18 protein-coding genes are annotated in these 25184 nt (G+C 35.2%); 14 read left to right on the top strand and 4 right to left on the bottom strand.

What is annotated here, in order from left to right:
* Nucleotides 1-41: 41 nt before the first annotated feature.
* Nucleotides 42-218 (bottom strand): helix-turn-helix domain-containing protein, encoded by a 177-nt coding sequence (locus CLU83_RS22820; protein ID WP_369828799.1) that lies wholly within the window; start codon nt 216-218, stop codon nt 42-44.
* Nucleotides 219-287: 69 nt separating this feature from the next.
* On the bottom strand, nt 288-572 hold the full coding sequence (locus CLU83_RS08755) for a hypothetical protein (protein ID WP_100431248.1): 285 nt from the start codon (nt 570-572) through the stop codon (nt 288-290).
* A gap of 112 nt (nt 573-684) precedes the next feature.
* Here CLU83_RS08755 and CLU83_RS08750 point away from each other — a divergent pair, with 112 nt between their 5' ends.
* The 3 genes from CLU83_RS08750 to CLU83_RS08740 all read left to right on the top strand — a co-directional run bounded on the left by CLU83_RS08750 (nt 685) and on the right by CLU83_RS08740 (nt 3811).
* The gene (locus CLU83_RS08750; RefSeq protein WP_369828759.1) at nt 685-954 is read left to right on the top strand and encodes an L-rhamnose mutarotase; all 270 of its coding nucleotides are present in this window, start codon (nt 685-687) and stop codon (nt 952-954) included.
* Nucleotides 955-1232: 278 nt separating this feature from the next.
* Nucleotides 1233-2843: a family 43 glycosylhydrolase gene (locus CLU83_RS08745; protein WP_100431247.1), complete on the top strand. Its 1611-nt coding sequence runs from the start codon at nt 1233-1235 to the stop codon at nt 2841-2843.
* A 113-nt stretch (nt 2844-2956) separates the two neighbouring features.
* The gene (locus tag CLU83_RS08740; protein WP_100431246.1) at nt 2957-3811 is read left to right on the top strand and encodes a S1 RNA-binding domain-containing protein; all 855 of its coding nucleotides are present in this window, start codon (nt 2957-2959) and stop codon (nt 3809-3811) included.
* A gap of 702 nt (nt 3812-4513) precedes the next feature.
* Here CLU83_RS08740 and CLU83_RS08735 read toward each other — a convergent pair.
* Nucleotides 4514-5362: a DUF3943 domain-containing protein gene (locus tag CLU83_RS08735; protein ID WP_100431245.1), complete on the bottom strand. Its 849-nt coding sequence runs from the start codon at nt 5360-5362 to the stop codon at nt 4514-4516.
* 368 nt (nt 5363-5730) lie between these two features.
* Between CLU83_RS08735 and CLU83_RS08730 the strand changes: the two genes are divergently transcribed.
* From CLU83_RS08730 to CLU83_RS08680, 11 genes are all read left to right on the top strand, one after another.
* Nucleotides 5731-6777 carry a LacI family DNA-binding transcriptional regulator gene (locus CLU83_RS08730; RefSeq protein ID WP_100431244.1) on the top strand — a complete coding sequence of 349 codons (1047 nt, stop codon included), beginning with the start codon at nt 5731-5733 and terminating at the stop codon, nt 6775-6777.
* Nucleotides 6778-7019: 242 nt separating this feature from the next.
* The gene (locus CLU83_RS08725) at nt 7020-9185 is read left to right on the top strand and encodes an alpha-glucuronidase family glycosyl hydrolase (RefSeq protein WP_100431243.1); all 2166 of its coding nucleotides are present in this window, start codon (nt 7020-7022) and stop codon (nt 9183-9185) included.
* A gap of 71 nt (nt 9186-9256) precedes the next feature.
* Nucleotides 9257-10408, top strand: coding sequence for an endo-1,4-beta-xylanase (locus CLU83_RS08720; RefSeq protein ID WP_100431242.1), 1152 nt, complete (start codon nt 9257-9259; stop codon nt 10406-10408).
* A gap of 142 nt (nt 10409-10550) precedes the next feature.
* Nucleotides 10551-11984: an MFS transporter gene (locus tag CLU83_RS08715; RefSeq protein ID WP_100430407.1), complete on the top strand. Its 1434-nt coding sequence runs from the start codon at nt 10551-10553 to the stop codon at nt 11982-11984.
* A 21-nt stretch (nt 11985-12005) separates the two neighbouring features.
* Complete coding sequence (locus CLU83_RS08710) at nt 12006-13043, top strand: glycoside hydrolase family 43 protein (RefSeq protein WP_100431241.1); 1038 nt, start codon at nt 12006-12008, stop codon at nt 13041-13043.
* Between the two features lie 119 nt (nt 13044-13162).
* The gene (locus CLU83_RS08705; protein WP_100431240.1) at nt 13163-14173 is read left to right on the top strand and encodes a GntR family transcriptional regulator; all 1011 of its coding nucleotides are present in this window, start codon (nt 13163-13165) and stop codon (nt 14171-14173) included.
* A 4-nt stretch (nt 14174-14177) separates the two neighbouring features.
* Nucleotides 14178-15659: a xylulokinase gene (locus CLU83_RS08700; protein WP_100431239.1), complete on the top strand. Its 1482-nt coding sequence runs from the start codon at nt 14178-14180 to the stop codon at nt 15657-15659.
* A 7-nt stretch (nt 15660-15666) separates the two neighbouring features.
* On the top strand, nt 15667-16992 hold the full coding sequence (xylA, locus tag CLU83_RS08695) for a xylose isomerase (RefSeq protein ID WP_100431238.1): 1326 nt from the start codon (nt 15667-15669) through the stop codon (nt 16990-16992).
* Between the two features lie 129 nt (nt 16993-17121).
* On the top strand, nt 17122-17778 hold the full coding sequence (gene fsa, locus CLU83_RS08690; protein ID WP_100431237.1) for a fructose-6-phosphate aldolase: 657 nt from the start codon (nt 17122-17124) through the stop codon (nt 17776-17778).
* Between the two features lie 236 nt (nt 17779-18014).
* Nucleotides 18015-20540, top strand: a complete 2526-nt coding sequence (locus tag CLU83_RS08685; protein ID WP_100431236.1) for a glycosyl hydrolase 115 family protein — start codon at nt 18015-18017, stop codon at nt 20538-20540.
* A 339-nt stretch (nt 20541-20879) separates the two neighbouring features.
* Nucleotides 20880-22433, top strand: coding sequence for a DUF5597 domain-containing protein (locus tag CLU83_RS08680; protein WP_100433681.1), 1554 nt, complete (start codon nt 20880-20882; stop codon nt 22431-22433).
* 85 nt (nt 22434-22518) lie between these two features.
* On the opposite strand, the gene CLU83_RS08675 is transcribed toward CLU83_RS08680, so the two are convergent.
* Nucleotides 22519-25140, bottom strand: coding sequence for a glycoside hydrolase family 3 protein (locus tag CLU83_RS08675; protein ID WP_100431235.1), 2622 nt, complete (start codon nt 25138-25140; stop codon nt 22519-22521).
* Nucleotides 25141-25184: the final 44 nt, after the last annotated feature.

Here is a 25184-nt window from a genome sequence, read left to right as displayed (position 1 = left end):
TCTCATTGAGACGCTTTTTTTTGTTTAATAGGTTGCCTAAATTATTTTAATTCAGTATTTTGACGACGGTATTCACCAAGAGTCAAACTCACTATTTGTTTGGAAATTTTTGAAAAGTGAGGTAAATTAGAAAAACCTGTATCTATGGCAATTTCTAAAAATGTTTTGTTTGTGGTTTCAATCAGGTATTGTGCTCTTTCAATTTTCTTTTCGTGAATGTAGTTTAAAGGTCTCAGACCAGTATGGGTAAGAAATTGTTTTGAAAAATAATCTTTATTCTGATTGGCTCACGCTGCTAATTGCTCTACGGCAAGATCACCGCTCAAGTTGAGTTGTATGTAATTCATATTGTCAAGAATTTTCGAAGGAATACTATTGTTGTGACCTGATTTGAAATAATTAGCTTCAAGAAATCTAGAAATTAATTGCAGAAGAATGCCTTGGTTTTCAAATTTCAGATGTGTTTTCATTTCTTTATTTAACGAACGATATTCTTTGCAGTAAGCCTCTTTTTCGTAAACTTTAGGATTATTAGATAGATTAATTCCTCTTCCAGGGTTAATTTGAAGCATTTTTTGATAAGTAAAAGATCAATTTTAGTAGCTTCAAGCTTCATTACCTTTCGATTCGTATTATTAGTCAAATTAAAATAGTTTACGAACTGAATTTTTTAAAATAATGATAATGAATAAAAAACGTTTTTGTTTTGCTTGCAATTTAGTAAATGAATCTCAATTAATTGAAGAATATAAAGCACATCATGCTCAAGGTAAGGCTTGGTCTGAAATTACCGAGAGCATAAAAGCATCAGGTATTTTAGATATGGAAATTTATTTGGCGGCAGACCATCTTTTTATGATCATTGAAACGGATGAAAGTTATTCTCATAAAAGAAAACAACAAATGGATGCACTAAATTCTAAGGTTCAGGAATGGAAAAAAAATGATGGATAGATTTCAGCAAATACTTCCTGAAGCTAAAAAAGGTGAAAAATGGACAGCAATGGAACAGATCTTTAAATTAGAATAATCATAAAATAATGGCTATATTGATTGGCGGCCAAAGTTTAAGAACCTGTTAATAGCAAGCCGTCAGATTTAAATATTAAACAAAAAAGTAAAAAGGATTATCTGATGATGATTATCTCGTAATAATCATTCGGGACAGTACAGGATGATTTTGTTAAAACAATGAATTTATTTTAGCATTGGAAAAAATACTCAAAATAAATATGAAGAATCATCTGAATGCATTGGAACTGAAGATAAAGTATATATTTTTAATTATACTGCTGTTTGGTTTGCCGATTATAGTAACTGCACAATTAAAAAACATTAAAAATGATATGTTTTGGGATACTCAAAAAGGGATGCCTATCTACAGTCAGGGAGGAGGGATTTCTCGTTTTGCAGATCCCAAAACAGGCGTAAAAAAATACTATTGGTATGGAGTGCAGTATAAAGAAGCCGATGTTTACCGAAAAAATCCGTCAGTAACATTAAAAAATGCCACTTTTGAGTCGGTTACCTGTTATAGTTCTACAGATCTTGTAAATTGGAATTTTGAAGGTGATGTTTTGACAAAGGCAACGGCAAATCCTGATGGGAAAAATACGTGGGTTGGACGATTGGGAGTTGCTTTTATTAGTACAATCAATAAGTATGCACTATTTGTTCAGCATGATACACAAGTGCTTATTGCTTTGTCCGATTCTCCAACAGGCAATTTTTCATGGTATCAAAAAATTAATATGCAGCCTCTAATTGGCACAACAAATACTGGTGATCAAACCGTATTTACTGACGATGACGGTAAATCGTATCTTATTTATTCTTACGGAAAAGGGCGCAATAAAATCTATGTTTCCGAAATTGGAGTTGTCGACGGGAAAGTAACTTTGTTAGATTGCAACAAAGTTTTTCAAGGGGAAAGCCGTGAAGGAAATTGTATGTTTAAATACAAAAACAAGTATTATATGGTGGCTTCAAATATATACGGCTGGGATTCTTCGTTTGCTTATTATTTGGTTTCAGATAACATTCGTGGACCTTATGTTCCAACAAATGACATGAAGATTATGAAAGGATCTGCCGAAGATTATGCTCATGTCACACAAACTGGCTTTTTTTACACTATAAAAGGGAAAAAAGAGGAAACTGTTCTGTATTGTGGTGATCGTTGGGCTGATTTTGCAGGAAATGGCTTGGGATATAACCAATGGTTTCCAATGTCTTTTGATGGAGATGTGCCACATTTTAATTCATTAAGTTCTTGGAATCTCGATGAAAAAACGGGAGAATGGACAGTTGCTAACGATAATAATTTTGTAATGAACGGCAGTTTCGAAGCCGATAGAAATAAAATCCCAAGCAACTTTAAACCCATTCAAGAACAGCTCTTGGGGTGGAACACTATAATTATAAAAGGAAATAAAATAAGTACAACTGATGAAAGTTCGCCAACTTTAAATTATTTTAATACAGAGCAGGACAGAAAAGAAGTTATCGGTGAAAAAAGCCTGCAGATAAGTGATAAAATTGATTTTAGCCGAAAAATCACACAAGTTATTTCTTCGACCCCTTATGTTTATTTAAAAGACGGTTTGTATACTTTAACTGCCAGAGTGAAAAACTCCAATGGTTTTGAAGAATTGACAATGTATGCTAAAAGTAAAAACCAAACATTTAATTTGAAAGTGACTAAAGAGAATGCTGCTTGGGAAACCATTTCTATTTCAAATATTGCTATAAAAAATGGAAGCGTTGAAATCGGTTTTTTAGCTTCTGCTAAAGCAAATTCCTTTTGTATGATTGATGATATTACATTGGTCAAAAACAAATAAAATTTCTGAGGGAGATTTTTGCATCAAGAAATCTCCTTACATTTCTTAGTTTAAACTTCGTATCTTTGCCATTCGAAAAATAGTTTGCCAAAACGGCAACGAATCTCAAGATAATGATTGAAATAGGAAAATACAATACACTTACCATACTGCGTGATACCAAAGTTGGTTTGTTTTTAGGTAACCCTGAAAAAGATCCGGAAGGAATACACGATATACTTTTACCCAATAAATATGTGCCTAATGAATTTGAAATAGGGGAGGAACTTATTGTTTTTGCCTATTTGGATCATGAACAGCGGCCAGTAGCTACAACTTTAGAACCTTATATTTTACTCAATGAGTTTGCTCTTTTGCGGGTGAATTATATCAATCAGGTTGGGGCGTTTATGGATTGGGGAATGGAAAAAGATATTTTGGTTCCGTTCAAAGAGCAGGCTCGTCCTATGGAAAAAGGAAAACGCTATTTAGTGTATTTGTTTATAGATGAAAAAACCAATCGTTTAGTCGCATCAAGCAAATTAAATCAATTTTTAAAAAACGATCACCTTACTGTTGAAAAAGGGGAAGAAGTAGATTTAATTGTATCGCATATTACAGAATTGGGCATCAATGTCATTATCAATGAGAAACACAAAGGTTTGCTGTATAAAGATGAAGTCTATGATGATGCTATACGCACAGGCGACCGTATGCGTGGGTATATAAAAAATATCAGACCTGACAATAAAATTGATGTTGCACTGCAAATTCAAGGATACCAAAGTATAGAACCAAATGCCGAAAAAATTCTCGATGAGCTGAGAGCCAGCAGAGGTTTTTTGCGCCTAACGGATAATTCGCATCCCGAAGATATCAAAACTGTGCTAAAGATGAGCAAAAAGACTTTTAAAAAAGCAATTGGCTCTTTGTACAAAGAAAAACTGATTGAGATAAAGGAAGATGGGATTTACTTGGTTAAGGAATAAAAAAAAGAAAGACTAGTATTTTAGCTAGTCTTTCTCTTTTTACTTTTATTTATACCCTATAGGTTTAATTAAAAGTAAAACTTTTTTGTACATTTTCAAAAGTATGTTTAACTGCATTTAATACTATTGGTATATGTGTACCAGTATTACTGTTTGTAAATCACTTTATTAAATGGATTGTCTATAAATCAAAGTATTGTTATTAATCAATAAAGTCTAAATTTCACATTACAGCCATTGGTTTATCTATACATTTAAAGTTTATATCCGCTATTTTCTTTGTTATGTTACAAATTTATGGGATGGTAAATCTTTTACTGAACCTCTAGGTGTTACTTTTTATCAATTATAATTTTTAACAGACACTTCATCTATCGGCTTATATTTTAAAATAGTTTTTGAAGAAATTATATAATTTAAAACCATAAAAATAAAAGCGACAATAATTTTAAATTCACTCAAAAAAATCGTTTTTAAAGGTTAATAAATTAGTGAACAATCAGTGCTAATCTGAATTAATAACTAACGATTGGTTTTATTATAAAGTATTGATTAGCAGTAAATAAAAGTAATAATTATTTTTTATCACTGCTGTTAAAAACAGATTTTTTTTTAAATTTAACGCTTTAATTTTACTTTGAATTTTAATGAAAGAAATGATTTAATAAAATGATTTTCAGTGTATTAAAAGTTCTTAATGAATTAAAATCGCATGTTGAAATTTAATCCCCAAATCGTTTTATTGGCTCCTTGATCAAAACCTATGGGAGCTACATTAAGCTGTGTTTTTACTTTTTCCTTATAGCCAAAACCATCCAATATGGTATTAAATGGATCTATTATTAATAGGGTAGTATATCCTAATAATCTGGATTTTAAAACTCGGTGATCGTTTTTTAAAATACTTTTTTTAGCATAAAAGAAACCTTCACCAATAACAGATCCCAAAACAGGGGTTATAATAAGGTCTTGTTTGGAAGGGATTTCGGCAAAAGCTTCGATTCCATATTCCCAAAAACAAGTGGACATAAATGCTGAATATAGAAAAGATTCAAAAATATTAAAACCACTGCTTCTTGCAGTCATATAATACACGCTCCCAGAATAAGGATGCGTCATGTAGTTTAGAACCCAATCATCGTCATCCCAAACTGGACCAGCTTTTACATTTTCCTTCCACTTCCATGAAACCCCCTTCTCTTTAATTTCTTCTTTGTCCCAATTACTGTCACTTTCTGGCATAGCCCATAGGATTCCAAAAGCAAGGACAGCACTTCCTACATACATTCCACTTGTTATTCCTAATCGTTTATAATCTCTGTGATCCGGCGGATAAGTATTACCATTTTTTAGGATTACAGTACTGTCTCCCAGTGTAAGGATATTGTAGTTGTATGTTTTTTCTATCTGATAGTCTGAATATGCAATTGAGTTTGGTGTAATAAATACAGGCAGATGATTTTGGTTTATTTGTGTTTCTTCTACTTGTTGTGCAAAAATAATGTTTTGTGAAAGTAAAATAATGAATAAAACGGTTTTAAATGGATTCATTTTATGAATTAAATGCTGTTAAAAGATAACCAATTTACATTGGATTTAAAATTAAGTATTTGTTTTTTGTCTCTAATAGCAGTTAAATTTTAATTATTTTTTAGATTGAATTAACATAGTTTTAAGACGGCGCAAATATAATTAATTAATTCAAGCTGCTAGATAATTGATTGTTTAATTGCTGTTCTAAAGCAAACAATATAGGTCAAGCCATATCGCTGGAGAATAGTATTTATGGTAAGGGTTAGAAGAGTTTAATTAGATCAAAACTATTTTTGAGCAATTCCCTGATGCAAATAAAATTTATTTTTGATTCTTAGGAGTGTTTCTAAAATACATATATTTACGGCTAAAAGTGTATTGAGTTAATGGAAGAAAATAAGCATGTAACAATTTATGATATTGCAGAGAGATTAAATTTGGCTACGTCCACTATTTCTCGAGCATTAAAAGATCATCATACTATAAGTGATAAAACCATCAAAAAGGTTAAAAAAACTGCCGAAGAAATGGGGTTTGTTCCCAATACTCTGGCGGCAGGCCTTCGTGGTAATAACACTAAGACAATAGGTGTGTTAATACCAACTGTTACACAGCCCTTTTTGTCTTCTTTAATTAGCGGTATCGAAATTACAGCTCAAAAATCAGATTATACGGTAATAATCATGCAGTCTCACGATTCATATCTCGAAGAAGTAAATATGGCTAAGTCTTTATATAGCAATAGAGTGAGCGGCGTAATTTGTTCACTGGCAATGGAGACCAAAGACACCTCACATTTCCAGCAGTTTACTAATAATAAAATTCCGCTCGTTTTTGTAGACAGGGTTCCTAAGGATTACAATACGTTTAGAGTGGTTATTGATAACTATTCGGCGGGATATAAAGCTACCAAACATCTTATAGAGCAAGGTTGTGTCCGTATTGCACATTTAACTGCTGGATCTGAATTAGGAAATCTGTACAGTGAAAGAAAACGCGGTTATATGGAAGCTTTAAGAGACCATAATCTTCCAATAGATGAAGAACTGATTATTAATTTGAAATCAGTTACATATAAAGAAGGTGTAAAGGCATGCAATAAGCTATTTGATTTAGACCCAATTCCTGATGGTCTTTTTGCCCCTGGAGATATAATTGCGGTAAGTGCAGTGCAGACGGCTAAAAAAAGAGGATTAAAAGTTCCGGATGATATTGCTGTTATTGGTTTTAACAATGACCCAATTTCGCAGATAATCGATCCTAATATATCTACGATTACGCACCCTGCTGAAAAAATGGGAAAAACTGCTGCAGAAATTATCATTACGAGCCTTAGTTCTCTTAAAAAGGATGATGCCAAAGAAATTACATTCCTCAATACTGAAGTTCTTGTTCGTGAATCATCTGATAGAAATCATAATTTATTAGTGTAATAAGTATAAAAAATATCTTATTTAATCTGCTTGATACCAATTTTCGGTCAAGCAGGTTTTTTTTTGAAAAAAAGGGAACAAAAATTTTTTTCTTATAATACAATCTTATATTTTTACACAACCGATTGCATGAAGCTGGTTGTTTTATAAAATGTATTTTTTTATGTAAATTATTATCAAAATAGTAGTGTTTGTATAAAAGAGATATTTAAGCATAAATTAAAAATAAAGATAAACGCAAAATGAAACATAGTAAAATAGTCTTTGTGAGATTGATTGTCCTCGTGCTGGGAATATCATGGTCTGCATCTGCTCAAAAGGATTATAAATTATGGCTTCAATATGATGCAGTAAGTAATTTGGATTTAAAATTGAAATATTTGTCTAATATTCAAGGAATCATTGATTTAGGAAATTCTGAAACAATGGCGATTGCTGCACAAGAACTGCAGTTAGCTTTGACAGATATGCTTGCAAAAAAAATCACTGTTGCAACAAAATTAGAAGGAAATAATAATATCATAATTGGTTCTAAAGCCTCTTTAAGTTCTGAAATTCAAAAAGCAATCGATTCTGATTTTAATCAAATAAATGAGGAAGGCTATATTATTAAATCTATTAGCATTAATAATAAGAATCATATTATTATAAGCGGTAAAAAAGATGCCGGCGTTTTGTATGGTGTTTATAGTTTTTTAAGATTGATTCAAACAAATAAAAGCATTGAAAAACTGAATATCGTTGATTCTCCAAAAATGAATATCCGTATATTAAATCATTGGGATAATTTGGACCGCACCGTAGAACGCGGGTATGCAGGATTCTCTTTATGGAATTGGCAAAAATTACCGGATTTTATAGATCAGCGCTATATCGATTATGCTCGGGCAAATGCTTCGATAGGAATTAATGGTACCGTTTTGACAAATGTAAATGCGAATGCCTTGATTTTGACTTCTCAATATTTAGAAAAAGTTGAGGCTCTTGCCAATGTTTTCAGACCTTATGGAATAAAAGTATATTTAACAGCCCGATTTTCTGCTCCGATAGAAATTGGAGGCTTAAAAACTGCCGACCCAAAAGATGTTGAAGTAATCAATTGGTGGAAATCCAAAGCCAAAGAAATATATGCAAGAATCTCAGATTTTGGAGGTTTTCTTGTGAAAGCAAATTCGGAAGGCCAGCCAGGACCGCAAAATTATGGAAGGGATCACGTTGATGGAGCCAATATGCTTGCTGATGCAGTTGCCCCTTTTGGAGGCGTTATTATGTGGAGGGCATTTGTGTATTCTGAGCATGATGTCAATGACCGCGCTAAGCAGGCTTATGCTGAATTTCAGCCTTACGATGGAAAATTTAGAGAAAATGTTATTGTTCAGGTAAAAAATGGAGCAATTGATTTTCAGCCAAGAGAACCTTTTCATCCATTATTTGGCGCTATGCCAAAAACACCTTTAATGATGGAGTTTCAAATAACACAGGAATATTTAGGATTTAGTACGCATTTGGTATTTCTGCCTAAATTATTTCAGGAAGTTTTAGAATCTGATACCTATCAAAAAGGAAAAGGAGCTACAGTTGCAAAAACAATTGATGGTTCTTTGTATAAAAATAAAATTACAGGAATTGCTGGCGTTGCCAATATAGGAAATGATCTGAATTGGACAGGACATCCTTTTGCACAGGCTAATTGGTACGGATTTGGGAGATTGGCTTGGAATCCCTATTTGGATGCCGAAACCATTGCCGATGAATGGTTAAGATGCACTTTTTCTAATGATGAAAAGTTTATTCGTCCAGTAAAAGAAATGATGATTCAATCTCGTGAAGCAGTAGTTAATTATATGACACCTTTGGGACTGCATCATATTATGGATACTGGTCATCATTATGGACCAGGACCGTGGGTAAGCAATTTATCAAGACCGGAATGGAACCCTGTTTATTATCACAAAGCGGATAAAAACGGTATTGGTTTCGATAGATCCAAAACAGGTACAAATGCTGTTTCGCAATATGCGCCAGAAGCTGCAGATATTTTTGACAATATAAAGACTTGTCCTGAACAATATTTGCTTTGGTTTCACCATGTTTCCTGGGATTATAAACTGAAAGACGGTCATAATCTTTGGGATGGAATAGCTTTAAAATACCAGCAAGGAGTAAATCAGGTGCAACAAATGCAGGAAACTTGGAATGCAACCGAAAAACATGTTGACAGCGATCGTTTTAAAGAAGTTCAGATGTTGTTGAATATCCAATATAAAGAAGCAAAATGGTGGCGGGATGCCTGTCTGCTATATTTTCAGCAATATTCTGGCAAAGAGCTTCCGAAAGGAGTTGAAAATCCAACACAATCTTTAGAATATTTTCAATCTTTAAAATTTCCTTTTGCGCCTGGAAATTAATATGCAACTTTTAAGACTGCTGGAAGTTTTAAAAATAAATAACTTTAAATTATTATCAAAAACCATAAATAATGAAATTAATAAATAACAGTATACTGCTTGGTTTTCTTTTCACATTAGGCATCTGTAATTCACAAAATACAAAAACGGCTCAGGCTTCCTTAAAAAACAATTTCAAAGGCGATTTTTACATTGGAACTGCAATAAATGCAAGTCAGATTGAAGAAAAGGACACTAAGGCCGATGCTTTAATTCGAAAGGAGTTCAATAGTATCACTGCCGAAAATATCATGAAATCAATGTTTGTTCATCCTGAAAAAGACAGGTATGATTTTGCGATGACCGATAAGTTTGTTGCTTATGGTGAAAAAAATAAAATGTTTATTCACGGACACACTTTGATCTGGCACAGCCAGCTGGCACCTTGGATGGCTAAAATTAAGGACAGCACCGAAATGAAAGCATTTATGAAAGATCATATTTCTACTATTGTTTCTAAGTATAAAGGTCGAATTAATTCATGGGATGTTGTCAATGAAGCATTGAATGAAGATGGAACTTTGAGAAAATCTGTTTTTTTAAATACACTTGGTGAAAACTATTTAATTGATGCTTTTAAACTTGCAGCACAAGCTGATCCTAATGTTGATTTATACTATAATGATTACAATATTTGTGAGCCAAAAAAGAGAGAGGGCGTAATTAAATTGGTAGAAAATATAAAAACACATGGCGGGAAGATTGATGGAGTGGGCATCCAAGGGCATTGGAGATTAGATAGTCCGTCATTAGAAGAAATCGAAAAAAGTATTTTGGCTTATTCGAAATTGGGTCTTAAAGTTGCCTTCACAGAATTGGATGTTACGGTATTGCCAAACCCTTGGGACTTACAAGGAGCAGATGTAAATCAGAATTTTGAGGGTAGTGCTGAAATGAATCCTTATCCTAAAACCCTTCCTGATTCCATCCAAACTAAATTAGCAGAACGTTATGCTTCAATTTTTAAATTATTTTTAAAACATAAAGATAAAATTTGCCGTGTAACTTTTTGGGGCGTTCATGATGGACAATCATGGTTAAACGATTGGCCAATAAAAGGAAGAACAAATTATCCATTATTGTTTGATTCTAATTTAAAACCTAAAAAAGCGTACAATAGTGTTATGCGGCTAAAAGAACTTCAAAACAAAGAGCTAGTTAAAAAACACGCCCTTAAAAATTAGCAGTAATCTACAGTATTATCAAGTTATAATATAAAATAAGCTGAGTTTTTTTAATACATTTACACAACCGATTGTTTTGATTAAATAAAAAGTTAGGAAGAATCCATTTCGGCATTAACCCATCAATAAACCATTACAAATAATGAGTACCATTTCACAAAAATTATCCGTTAAGGAAAAAATCGGATACAGCCTGGGCGATTTAGCGGCAAATTTAGTTTTTCAGACCCTGATGACGTATCTGGCCTATTTCTATACCGATATTTATGGACTGTCTCCCACCCATTCGTCGATAATTATGCTATCGGTCGGCTTAATAGCAGCTTTTGTTTTCAATCCGATAATAGGTGTCTTGGCCGACAGAACCTCTACAAAATGGGGAAAGTTCCGGCCTTGGATCCTGATAACGGCACTGCCTTTGGGATGTGTTGCTTTGGCTGCATTTACCACACCTGATTTTTCGTACAGCGGGAAAGTAATTTATGCGGCAGTGACTTATACGCTGTTGCTGCTGTTTTACGCCAGTAACAATCTGCCTTATTCGGCTTTAAGCGGCGTGATTACGGGAGATATGTCAGACAGGAACAGTTTATCGTCCTATCGTTTTGTGGCAGTAATGTTTGCACAGTTTTTTGTCCAGGTTTTTATGCTGGGGATTATCAAAAGCGCCGGCAACGGGGACAAGGCAGTGGGTATTGAAAAAGTGATGACGGTATTGGCCATCATTGGCACTATCATGCTTTTGATCACCTTTTTGACCACCAAAGAACGTATCATTCCAAAACCGGAACAAAAGTCAAGCGTTAAGGAAGATTTAGCCGATTTGGTAAAAAACAAGCCTTGGGTAATCATGCTGTCGCTGACGACTTTGGTGTTTATCACTCTGGCCCTGAAAGGCGGTTCCTATGTGTACTATTTCGAAAACTATGTGGATAAGGCACAATTGGCTCTGTTTATTCAGCCGATATTGGATTCATTGTCGAGCGTTGGGTTAAACCATTTTGGGAATGATCCCGTTGCGGCAGGATTTGGACTGTTTAATGCGGGCGGAATCATTTTTATGATTGTCGGAATCACGCTGTCTAAAGGTTTGGCTGATAAATACGGGAAACGAAACATCTTCGGACTATTTTTGTTTATTTCAACAATCTTTATTCTGGCTTTTTATTTCTTTCCGCCAGAGAATATCGGGCTTATCTTTCTGTCCCAGATTCTGCATGGATTTTTCTACGGAATCACCATTCCGCTGCTGTGGGCGATGATAGCCGATGTTGCCGATTATTCGGAATGGCTCAATAACCGCCGTGCGACCGCCATTATATTTTCGGCGATGATGGTCGGGCTAAAAGCAGGACTGAGCATCGGAGGAGCCTTAACGACCTTATTCTTAGGCTATTTTCAGTATGTTCCCAATTCCCTGACTCAGTCCGACGTAACGATAAACGGCATCAAACTATTGGTGAGCGTTTTTCCTGCGGTTCCCTTTTTAATAGGATGCGGTCTGCTGTTTTTCTATAAGATAGACAAGAAAATGGAGGTTCAGATAGAGAGTGAGCTAAAAGAAAGAAGAAATTAATTATAAAACGTAAAAAAGAGTATGCCTGAAGATAATATTGAACAGATTAATTTTGAGCAGATTAATAAAACCGCCATTTCAAAGCCTTTAGTGTCGCACATGTACACCGCTGACCCTTCAGCCCATGTATTTAACGGCAAGATATACATTTATCCCTCGCATGATATTGATGCGGGAATTCCGTTCAATGACAACGGAGATCATTTTGGGATGGAAGACTACCATGTATTTTCTATGGAAAGCATAACATCTGAAGCAGTTGACAACGGCGTTGCCCTGCATGTAGCTGATGTAGCGTGGGCAGAAAAGCAGATGTGGGCTCCTGATGCAGCTTATAAAAACGGAAAGTACTATTTGTATTTTCCGGCCAAACGTCCCGACGGCATTTTTCAGATCGGGGTTGCAGTGGGTGATTCTCCCGAAGGGCCTTTTACTGCCGAAAAAGAAGCCATTAAGGGAAGCTACAGCATAGACCCAGCCGTTTTTGAGGATGAAGACGGGAAGCATTATATTTATTTTGGCGGTATCTGGGGCGGTCAGCTTCAGAAATATCGAAACAATAAATACGATTCCATAAACGAAGAACCTTTAGATAACGAACCGGCACTGGGACCAATTATTGCTCAGCTTACTGATAACATGCTGGAGTTTGCCCAAGAGCCGAAAGAAATCCAGATTCTGGACGAAAACGGAAAGGCACTGCTGGCAGGAGACAATGACCGCCGTTTTTTTGAAGCTCCATGGGTTCATAAATACAATGATAAATATTATTTCTCGTACTCCACAGGCGATACCCATTTTATCTGTTACGCAATCGGGGAGAGCCCTTATGGTCCGTTTGTGTATCAGGGACGAATTCTAAATCCCGTTGTGGGCTGGACGACGCATCATTCGATATGCAGAGTTGATAATGACTGGTATCTGTTTTACCATGATTCGAGCCTGTCCAAAGGAGTGACGCATCTGCGGAGCATGAAAGCTGCCAAAATAGAGTATTTAGCCGATGGTTCAATTGTTACAATAGAGCCTTATGATAGAGAGAAAAAGGACAAACAGTAATGATAGATAAGTTCGTAAAAAAGAAGGTTAAATATTTTTTTAGAAGATAACATTTTTTTTGAAAAACTATTTTTTTATTGGATAAAAATAATTAGTTTAGCATACCAGAACAGAACAGTATGATAGACGAAAATCAAGAAAAATTTGTCTTTGTTATTAATCATGAAAGTGATATCCCAAAATACCAGCAATTGGTAAACGGAATCATTAATGCAATAGCAGAGAGCATATTACAGAAAGGAGAATTACTGCCGTCGGTTAATAGCATCTGTAAAACAAATCAGCTGTCAAGAGATACCGTTTTTAAAGCGTATTCGATATTAAAAGAGCAAAAAGCTATTGAGTCAGTTCCTAATAAAGGGTATTATGTTTCAGGCGAAACGAGAAAAGTGCTTTTGGTTTTGGATACTTTCAAAGCGTATAAAGAAGTTTTATATCATTCTTTTGTAAATAATCTGGCTGATAATGTGATTACTGATGTACAGTTTCATCATTATAACATAGATGTTTTTAAAACGATAATTAATAACAGCGTCGGAAAATATTATAAGTATGTGGTCATGAATTTTGATCATAAAGAAATAGTCCCAACGCTCTCAGTAATTTCAAATGATAAGTTACTGCTGATTGATTGGAATGTACATTCGAAAAAAGAGAATAATTATATTTTTCAAGATTTTGGAAAAGCATTTTACGAGTCTTTGACACAGGCGGTTGATTTGTTTAGGAAATATAAAAATATACAGTTTGTATTTCCTGATTATACAAGTCATCCGAAAGAAACAGTTGTGTATTTTAAGAAATTCTGTGTGGATTATGATTTTGACTATAAAATAATCAAAGATCCAAAAGAGTTTAGCATAAAAAAAGGAATTGCCTATATAAGTGTAAGCGACAGGATTTTGGGACATTTTTTAGAACAATGCAAAGAGAAGAATTTAGAGCCTGGAACAGATGTTGGTTTTTTATCATACAACGAAACGCCAATGAAGAAATTTATATATAAAGGAATTTCAGTTGTATCAACTGATTTTGCGGCATTAGGAACAAAAGCAGCAGCATTTATCACACATGACGAAATAGTTCAATGTTATGTGCCAACAAATTTAATATTAAGAGAATCATTATAAAGTTATGTATTATATAGGATATGACATTGGAAGTTCTTCGGTTAAGGCAGCCTTAGTTGAAGCAGCAACAGGAAAAAAAGTAATTGTTTTGAATGAACCTCAAAACGAAATGGAGATCGTTTCTCTGCACTCGGATTGGGCAGAACAGGATCCGGAAATTTGGTGGCAGCATATATGCGTGGCAACCAAGAGAGCCATTCGTGAAGCTAATATTGACGCTTCAAAAATTCAAGGTATTGGTATTTCGTATCAGATGCATGGATTGGTTATTGTTGATGATAATGGTGATTCGCTGCGAAATGCTATTATCTGGTGCGACAGCAGGGCGGTAGAAATTGGCAACAAAGCTTTTGCCGAATTGGGACAGGAAAAATGCATGAGTCATTTATTGAATTCTCCAGGAAATTTTACAGCCTCAAAATTAAAATGGGTAAAAGAAAATGAACCCGAAATTTACAGTAAAGTTCATAAATATATGCTCCCTGGCGATTACATAGCTTATAAGCTTACTAATGAAATCACGACCACAAAAAATGGTCTGTCCGAAGGAATGCTTTGGGACTACAAAGAAAATAAAGTAGCGGATTGGTTATTAGATTACTATGGAATAGACCGATCATTGACTCCAAATATTGTAGAAAACTTTACAAATCAAGGTGTACTGAGTGAAAAAGCATCAAAAGAATCTGGACTTCCTGTTGGTATTCCTGTAGTTTACAGAGCAGGAGATCAGCCTAATAATGCACTTTCATTAAATGTTTTAAATCCGGGTGAAGTAGCGGCAACAGGTGGAACTTCAGGTGTTTTTTATGCCGTAACCGATGCCACAATTGGAAAAAGTACACGCGTAAATAATTTTGTGCATGTTAATTTTGAAGAAAAAAATCCTCGAATCGGTAAATTATTAAATATCAATGGTGCTGGAATTCAGTATCGATGGCTGCGTAACAATATGGGAGACGAAACATACGAATCTATGAATCATAAAGCTGCTAAAATTGAAATTGGCTCCGAAGGTTTAGTCGTAATTCCGTTTGGAAATGGTGTTGAGCGTATGTTTAACAACAAAAATATTGGGACACATTTTTTAAATCTAAATTTAAACATTCACAGTAATTCTCATTTATTCAGAGCGGCTTTAGAAGGAATTGCTTTTTCTTTTGTGTACGGTATGGAATGTTTAAAAGAGGACAATGCAACAATTGGTGTGATTCGTGCAGGGAATGATAATTTATTTCGTTCAGAAATATTTTCAAATACTGTTGCCTCTTTAATTGGTCACGAAATCGAAATCTACAATACAACAGGAGCAGTAGGAGCAGCAAGAGCAGTGGGCTTAACTGATGGTGATTTTGAAAAATTTGGTTCAAATATTTCAAAAAATGATCATGTAATGACGTTTTTGCCTTTGCAAAATAGCGAACCATATCAACAAGCTTATCAAAAATGGAAAAAAGAATTAGAATTAATATTAACAAATAAATAGTAGAGAAATGATAGTTTTAGGAAACAAAGAGTACTATAAAGGTATCGGACAAATTAAATTTGAGGGAAAAGAATCCGATAATCCTTTGGCTTTTAAATATTACAATCCAGACCAAGTTGTAGCTGGAAAAACAATGCGCGAGCATTTTAGATTTGCAATTGCTTACTGGCATACTTTCTGCGGACAAGGGAGCGATCCTTTTGGACCAGGAACACAGCATTTTGCATGGGATCAGCCTGCTGATGCGATTGAAGCTGCAAAAGAGAAAGCTGATGCTGCTTTTGAATTCATTACAAAAATGGGTTTTGGTCACTATTGTTTTCACGATTATGACTTAGTTAGAGAAGGTGCAACTTTCGCAGAATCAGAAAGCAGATTAGCTACCATCACAGATTATTTGAAAGAAAAGCAAGCGGCTTCTGGAGTAAAATTGCTTTGGGGAACAGCAAATTGTTTTTCTAACCCGCGTTATATGAATGGTGCGGCAACTAATCCTGATTTTAATGTATTAGCAAGAGCTGGAGGACAAGTAAAATTGGCTTTGGATGCTACTATTGCATTAGGAGGAGAAAACTATGTTTTTTGGGGAGGACGTGAAGGTTATATGACTTTGCTAAACACGGATATGGGAAGAGAATTGGATCACATGGGGCAATTTTTGGCACAAGCTAGAGATTATGCAAGAGCACAAGGATTCAAAGGAAATTTCTTTATTGAGCCAAAACCAATGGAGCCATCAAAACACCAATATGATTTTGATTGTGCTACTGCTATTGGATTTTTACGTCAATACGGTTTGGAGAAAGATTTCAAAATGAACATCGAGGTAAACCACGCGACATTGGCACAGCATACTTTTCAGCATGAAATTGAAGTGGCTGCCAAAGCTGGAATGTTAGGAAGTTTAGATGCAAATAGAGGAGATTACCAGAATGGCTGGGATACAGATCAGTTCCCAAACAATATTCAGGAAACTACAGAAGCTATGCTGGTATTCTTGAAAGCTGGCGGTTTACAAGGAGGAGGAGTTAATTTTGATGCTAAAATCAGAAGAAATTCTACAGACATGGAAGATGTTTTCTTAGCACACATTGGCGGAGCAGATACTTTTGCAAGAGCTTTATTGACTGCTGATAAAATTATCACTTCATCTCCTTACGAAAAATTAAGAACAGAAAGATACAGTTCTTTTGATTCTGGAAACGGAAAGGCTTTTGAAGAAGGAAAATTAGATTTACAGGCATTATATAAAATTGCGCAAGAAAATGGAGAATTAAATCTTAAAAGCGGAAAGCAAGAATTGTTCGAAAATATTATTAATCAATATATTTAAAATTTTATTGATTAGTTTTTCTAAAAAAAATAGGGTTGAAGAACGAGTTTTCAACTCTATTTTTTTTAGAAAAACTAATTATAAAAATACTATTTGCAATCAATTTAATAACCAAAAAACTAAAAGAGAATGAAATTTTTTATAGATACAGCCAACTTAGGAGATATCAAAGAAGCTCAGTCATTGGGCGTTTTAGATGGAGTTACGACAAATCCGTCTTTGATGGCTAAAGAAGGAATTACTGGAAAAGAGAATATTCTGCAGCATTACCTTGATATTTGCAATATTGTTGAAGGAGATGTTTCTGCCGAAGTTATTTCAACAGATTATGACGGAATGGTAAGAGAAGGTGAGGAGCTTGCTGCCTTACATCCGCAGATTGTGGTAAAATTACCTATGATTGCAGATGGAATCAAAGCTTGTAAATATTTTTCCTCAAAAGGAATCAGAACTAATGTTACTTTGGTATTCTCAGCTGGTCAGGCACTTTTGGCGGCTAAAGCTGGAGCAACTTATGTTTCTCCTTTCTTAGGAAGATTAGATGATATTTCAACAGACGGTATACATTTAATTTCTGAAATCAGAGAGATTTATGATAATTACGATTATCAAACACAGATTCTTTCAGCCTCAATCAGGCATACTATGCATATTGTAGATTGTGCAAAAGTTGGATCGGATGTGATGACTGGACCACTTTCAGCAATCAAAGGTTTGTTAAAACATCCTTTGACGGATATTGGTTTAGCACAATTTGTAGCAGATGCCAAAAAGATGAATCTTTAAAGGTTCACCTCCGATTTTTAAATCATTATTAACTCTCTTCAAAAGGCATTGAAGGGAGTTTTTTTTAAAATTAGTATTTTGACAACTTATTTTTTATATTTTAAAAATAATAAAAACAACCGATTGTGTTGTCTGAATTATTTGGTATATTTGAATGAATTGCATAAAAACATACAATAGCATCTAATAGTTATTTCATCCAACGGATTATCACAATAAATTTTAAAAGAAGTACAATGAAAGTTTTAGCAAAATTTATTTTAACACTTATCACAATCTGCTTTTTTAGCCCATTAAAAGCAGCCGAACCTTTTATCACGACCGAAAAAAAGCCGGATGCTGTTGTTCTCAAGGAAAAATCGTTACGGCTTTCTTTGTTTGTCAATAGTGGTGCCGACAAAGGTGTTGTACGTGCAGTGAACAATCTGCAGGCTGATTTTGAAAAAGTAACAGGAGAAAAACCTGCTATTTTCAGTCAAATTAACAGCCCTTCATCTGCATTTATTATCATTGGAACAATTGGCACTAATTCGGTAATTGATGATTTAATAAAACAAAGAAAAATTGATGGTAAAGAATTGAAAGGCAAAAATGAAAAATTTATTATTCAAAGTGTTAAAAATCCTTTCAAAGGAGTAGAGGAGGCTATTATTATTGCAGGAAGTGACAAGCGAGGAACCATTTATGGCATTTACGAATTATCTCGTCAGATAGGTGTTTCGCCTTGGTATTATTGGGCAGATGTGCCAGTCGAACATAAGGAGAATCTATATTTTAAAAAAGGGATTTATACTGATGGTGAACCAGCGGTGAAGTATAGAGGAATTTTTTTGAATGATGAAGCGCCAGCTTTAAGCGGTTGGAGCAAAGCTACTTTTGGAGGATTTAATAGTCAGTTTTACGAAAAAATTTTTGAATTGCTTCTTCGTCTCAAAGCAAATTATATGTGGCCCGCTATGTGGGGAAATGCGTTCTATGATGATGATAGCAACAATGGTCCACTGGCAAATGAAATGGGGATTGTAATGGGAACATCTCACCACGAACCAATGGCTTTGGCACAACAAGATTGGAAGCGATATATTCAAAAGAATAACCTTCCGAATGTTTGGGATTATTCCAAAAATAAAACCGTTTTAGATGAATTCTGGAAAACTGGAATCGAACGCAGCAAGAATTGGGAAAAATTAGTCACGATAGGGATGCGCGGCGATGGCGATGAAGCAATGAGCGAAGGTACCAACATCAGTTTACTGGAGAATATCGTAAAAAATCAGCGTCAGATTATTGAAAAAATAACTAAACAAAAAGCTGAAAAAACTTCGCAGGTTTGGGCTTTATACAAAGAGGTTCAGGAATATTATGATCAGGGAATGCGAGTTCCCGATGACGTAATTTTACTGTTTTGTGATGATAATTGGGGAAATGTCCGTAAGCTACCAGATCCAATAAAACCCTTGCATAAAGGAGGTTACGGAATATATTATCATTTTGACTATGTTGGCGGTCCAAGAAACTCAAAATGGATCAATATTAGTCCAATACAAAGGGTTTGGGAACAAATGAATCTTAGTTACGAACACGGCGTTGATAAAGTTTGGATTGTGAATGTTGGTGATCTTAAACCTATGGAATTTCCAATTAGTTTCTTTTTGGAAATGGCTTGGAATCCAAAGCAGTTCAATTCTAAGAATCTTTTTGAATTTACTAAAAATTGGGCTGCGCAGCAGTTTGGGAAAAGACACGCCAAAGAAATTGCCGAATTATTAAATATTTATCCAAGATATAACCGCCGTGTTACTCCTGAAATGCTAAATAGTAAAACATATAGTCTTGAAAATTATAACGAATTTGAAACTGTTGTAAATGACTATAAGAATTTAGCACTGGATGCTTACCGTCTTTACGATGAAATTCCTCAGCAATACAAAGACGCCTATTTCCAGTTAGTACTATATCCTATTGATGCGTGCAGTAATTTGTATGAAATGTATTTTGCACAAGCTAAAAACCAAAAACTAGCCAAAGAAAAAAATGTTTTAGCTAATTATTATGCTGATAAAATGAAAACGCATTTTGTTCGTGATTCTATTCTTCAAAATAAATATAATAATGAAATTGCAGCAGGAAAGTGGATACACATGATGGATCAAATGCATATTGGATATAATAGCTGGCATGATGAACCAAAAAATATCCTTCCGGAAGTGACCTATATTTTGGAAAATGCAAAACCAGTTGAAAAAGTGTTTAAAGAAAAGAATGGTTATGTTTCTATAGAAGCTGAAAATTTTTCTAAATCAAATAATTCAGATAAAATTCATTGGGAAGTGATTCCAGATTTTGGGAAAACAAAGTCAGGGATTACTACATTTCCACAAAACGCTTATCCAAAAGAGGATGAAAATGTTTTTGTAGAATATGAAATTGATTTTACTTCCAGCGGAGAATTTACCATTCAGCTGCTTTTGGCACCAACTTTAAATTTTAATAGTAATAAAGGATTGCGTTATGAAATTTCTTTTGATAGAGAAAAACCGCAAACCGTAAATTTCAACGGGAATTATCGTGGAGAATTAGGAAAATGGCAAGCCGAGCAAATTATACGATCTTCAGCTAAACTTTCTGTTTTGAAATCAGGAAAACATACACTGCGTTTCCGAGTTTTAGAACCAGGTATTGTTCTGCAAAAGATTCTTATAGATACAGGAGGGTTAAAGCCTTCTTATCTTGGATCTCCTGAAAGTGAAATTATTGATTAAAACTGTCCTTGAATTTAATAATTTATTTTAGAGGATAAATTATTAAATTCAAGGAGTTTTTGCTCTACAGGCAACCGATTGCATTTTTTCCACCACACACACATATATATGACTCAATAATGCCTTATACCATTTAGAAATATAAAATAGTTTTTTTTGTTTTTCCTCATCTCAACCCTTTCCAAAGAAGAGGGAGATAGAATTGGATTATTTTTTCTTAACTTTTTAACTCTGTTTTTCGTTTTTTAATCTTAAAATAAAAAGATGTTTAATTTTATAAACTGCAGATTTCTTTTAGCCGCAATATTGGCTGCGCAACTGGGATTCTGTCAAAATTCAATGCCAAACCTTCAGAAAAAAGGTAATAAAACTCAATTAATTGTCAATGACAAACCATTTATTATACGAGGCGGTGAGTTAGGAAATTCTTCTGCCACTAGTATGGAGAGTATGGAATCCATTTGGTCAAAACTGACTGATATGAATCTTAACACCGTTTTAACGCCAATTTATTGGGAACTTATTGAAAAGGAGGAAGACAAATTTGATTTTTATTTGGTTGATGATTTGATTCTAAAGGCTCGAAAAGAAAACTTAAAATTAGTTTTTCTTTGGTTCGGATCATGGAAAAACAGTATGTCAAGCCATGCTCCGGCTTGGGTAAAATTGAATCAAAAAAAATACCCAAGAATTAAAGATGATAAAAATAAAAGTCATGAGATCTTAACGCCTTTTAGTGAAAATAATTTGAAGGCAGATTTAAACGCTTTTCAAAAACTAATGGCACACATAAAAGATTTTGATAAGAAAGATCAAACTGTTATCATGATTCAGGTGGAGAATGAAATCGGGATGCTGCCAACAGCAAGAGATTATTATCCATTAGCAAACGTGGCTTTCAAAAAAGAGGTACCCAAAGAATTATTGCTGTATATGCTGAAGAATAGAGAAAAACTGGTGCCAGAGTTTTTAGAACTATGGAAAAAAAATGGTTTTAAAACGTCTGGAAACTGGGAAGAAATTTTTGGTAAAGGACTGCAGACTGATGAAATTTTTATGGCTTGGTTCTTTTCAAAATTCACTAATGCAGTTGCCAAAGCGGGTAAAGAAAGCTATGCAATACCAATGTATGTGAACGCCGCCCTAAATGCGTCTGGAAAAAAACCGGGCGAGTATCCAAGTGCCGGCCCTCTGCCACATGTAATGGATGTTTGGAAAGCTGCAGGAAATACAATAGATTTTCTTGCGCCGGATTTTTATAATCCTAACTTTAAGCAATGGAATGATTTATTTACCCGTCAGGGAGATCCATTATTTATACCAGAACATAAGTTTGATGCTACAGCGCCATTCAAGGGATTGTATGCAATTGGTCATTATGAAGTCATTGGTTTTTCTCCATTTTCTATTGAATCTGTTGCTGACGCCAAAAATGAGCCACTGGGGAAAATATATGATATGGTTAAGCAGTTAACTCCAGTTATAGAGCAATACAAAGGTTTTGGCAAGATTGACGGCGTACTTTTGGATAAAGAAAATGCGGTTCAGATTATTACATTAGGCAATTATGAATTTACTTTTAAACACGATTACACTTTAAACTGGTCTGATGGTGCGAAGGAAAATGTTTGGCCAATGTCGAGTGCTATTATCATAGAAACTGCACCCGATGAATTTTATATTGGCGGATCTGGAATTGTGGTGACTTTTAAACCGTTAAAAAATAATGATCTAAATGCTGGAATTCTTAAAGTGGATCAAGGAAGATTTGATAATAATGGTTGGAGAACAATTCGTCATTTTAACGGCGATCAAACGCATCAGGGAAGACATCTTAGAATTGCTGTAGGCGATTATGAAATTCAAAAGCTAAAATTATATACATACGAATAACGGCATTTAGAAATATAAAATAGTTTTTTTTACCCACCTCTCCAAAGAAGAGGCAAATAGAATTATTTTATATTTCTAAATGCTGTTATTTTACTGTTATGATTTTTTTAATCAGTCCGCTGCTGGATGGGTTATGTTCGTCAGGCTGGTGTCCGCCTACTGCAATTTCTACTTTGCCTTCCAGTTGGCGAAGTTTGCCTTCTTCGGTAACATAAGACAGATCCTGTGGAGTCAAAGTAAAGGTTATAGTTTTGCTTTGTCCAGGATTAAGTGAAACTCTCTCAAAACCTTTGAGCGTTTTTATAGAAACTTTTATTTTTTTGCCTTGATCCAGCACATAAAGTTGCGCCACCTCTTCGCCTGAAAATTTTCCTGTATTTGTAATCGTTACCGATGCTATGACATTTTTACCTTTTTCAACCTGTACAGGTATTTCTAATTTACTGTATTCAAAAGTGGTATAGCTGAGTCCAAATCCAAAACCATATTGCGGAACGCCTTTGAAATAGCGATAAGTTCGGTTTTCCATATTATAATCATTGAAAGAAGCTAGGTCGCTGTCTCCTTTGTAAAAGGTAACAGGCAATCTTCCAGATGGGCTGTAATCGCCAAATAAAATATCTGCCACTGCGGTTCCAGCCGACTGGCCTCCATACCATGCATTTAAGATAGCAGGAATGTTTTCGGATTCCCATGGAGTTGCGATGGCACTTCCTGTCATCATGACAAATATTACGGGTTTGCCTGTAGTTTTCAAGGCTTTCATCAGTTCGGTCTGTACAGCAGGCAGTAGTATGGTAGTTCGGTCTCCGCCTTCAAAGCCGGGATCGCTTACTTTCATTTCTTCGCCTTCAAGCTGCGGAGATATTCCTCCTGTAAAAATAAAAGCATCAGCATCTTTGTATCGGTCTGCAATCTGGTTATAATCGGTTTTAACGTAGCTGCCTGCATTCATTTTTATATTGGCGCTTCCGTCTCCCTGCCAGTATTCTACAGTCAGGGTGTAGTTGGAGCCTTTTTTTACTGCAAGCTCATAGGTTTTTGAGCCCCAGCGGTTTTTTTTCCATGAATCAATAACAATTGCTCCGTTTACTATAAATCGGTAGCCATCATCGCCTTGGAGTTCAAAGGTTATTGTATCGTCTTTTTCAGGTTTAAAATCAGCAGTATATCTAGCCGAAAAGTTATTGGCTCTTATAGTGCCGGTCACTGTCTGGCCTTCCTGCCAGATGTTGTCCACTTTGGCCTCGCGGGTTACGACAGGAGTGCCTTCGAGGTCTTTGTTATTGTAATATTCGGCTTTAAATCCCTGTTTTCCTTCATAAGAATACTGTTGGGATAAATCCTGATATAGTAAAATGTTGTTATTGGTAAAGTTAACTGCTTTATCAAAAATGACTTCGGTAGCTGCACCAACTTTATCTTTTATGCCCTGCAATACGGTTTTAAGATTAGAGGGAGTTCCGTTGTAATTTCCTAAAATGGCTATGGAATTATCTGCGTTAGGCCCTAGCACCACTATCTTTTTTAATTTTTTGCTAAGCGGCAGGGTTTGGTTTTCATTCTTTAGCAATACCATTGACTGCTGTGCCATTTTTAGGGCGTGTGCAGCGTGCTCTTTACTTTCCAGAACATTATCGGGCGTCTGCGCATATTTAACCATAGAAACTGGATCAAACATGCCCAGGCGGAAACGAACCATAAATAAGCGCTTAACCGAAACGTCTATTTGCGCCTCCGTAATTTTGTTTTGTTTTACTGCTTGAACTAAGGCTTTATAGGCATCAGTGCCACAGTCTATATCAGTCCCGTGAAACACAGCATCTGCCGAAGCCGATGCAGCGTCCGGGTGTGTTTTGTGATTTTTGAAAAAGTCATCAATTGCCCAGCAGTCGGAGGTTACGTAGCCATCAAATTTCCACTGGTTTCTAAGTATGTCGGTCATCAATATATCGCTGGCGCAGCATGGCTGAGTCCTGAAGGCATTATAAGCGCACATAACTCCAACGACATGAGATTCGGTAATTAATTTTTGAAAAGCAGGAAGGTAAGTATCCCAAAGGTCGTATGCGCTTACGTCTACATCAAAAACGTGTCTCAGCGGTTCCGGACCACTATGTACCGCATAGTGTTTGGCGCAGGCCGCTGCTTTAATATATTTTGTGTCATCACCCTGCAGTCCTCGTACAAAGGCATCTCCCAGCATGGCAGTCAGGTAAGGATCTTCGCCATAAGTCTCCTGTCCGCGTCCCCAGCGGGGGTCTCTGAATATATTAATATTTGGCGTCCAGTAGGTAAGTCCCAAGTATCGCTCGTTTGTGCGCCCGGAAGCGACTGCTTTATTGTAAATAGCCCGTCCTTCTGTAGCAGAATAATCGGCCATAGTGAACAGCGAATTTTTATCAAATGTTGCTGCCATTGCAATAGCCTGCGGGTAAACGGTCACTTTAAAAGGGGTACGGGCCACTCCGTGCAGTGTTTCGTTCCACCAGTCATAAGCCGGTATGCCCAAGTGTTCTATTGCAGGGGAGGAATTAAGCATTTGTGATACTTTTTCTTCAAGGCTCAGATGAGAAACCAGGTCATTTACCCGTTCTTCAAAAGTTAAATTATAATCTTGAAAACGATATTGGTTTTGCGCAGCACAATTGAAAGTACTGTAGGCAATGCTGATAATTAGAATTATAAAAATTTTACTTATTTTCATTGGTAAAGTTATTTTAGCTGAAAGGAGTATAATTTAATGTTGCA

It is taken from the genome of Flavobacterium sp. 1 (assembly GCF_002797935.1).
Lineage (GTDB): Bacteria > Bacteroidota > Bacteroidia > Flavobacteriales > Flavobacteriaceae > Flavobacterium.
The sequence above is the reverse complement of the archived record's forward strand: the minus strand, read 5'-3'. Positions and strand labels throughout refer to the sequence as shown.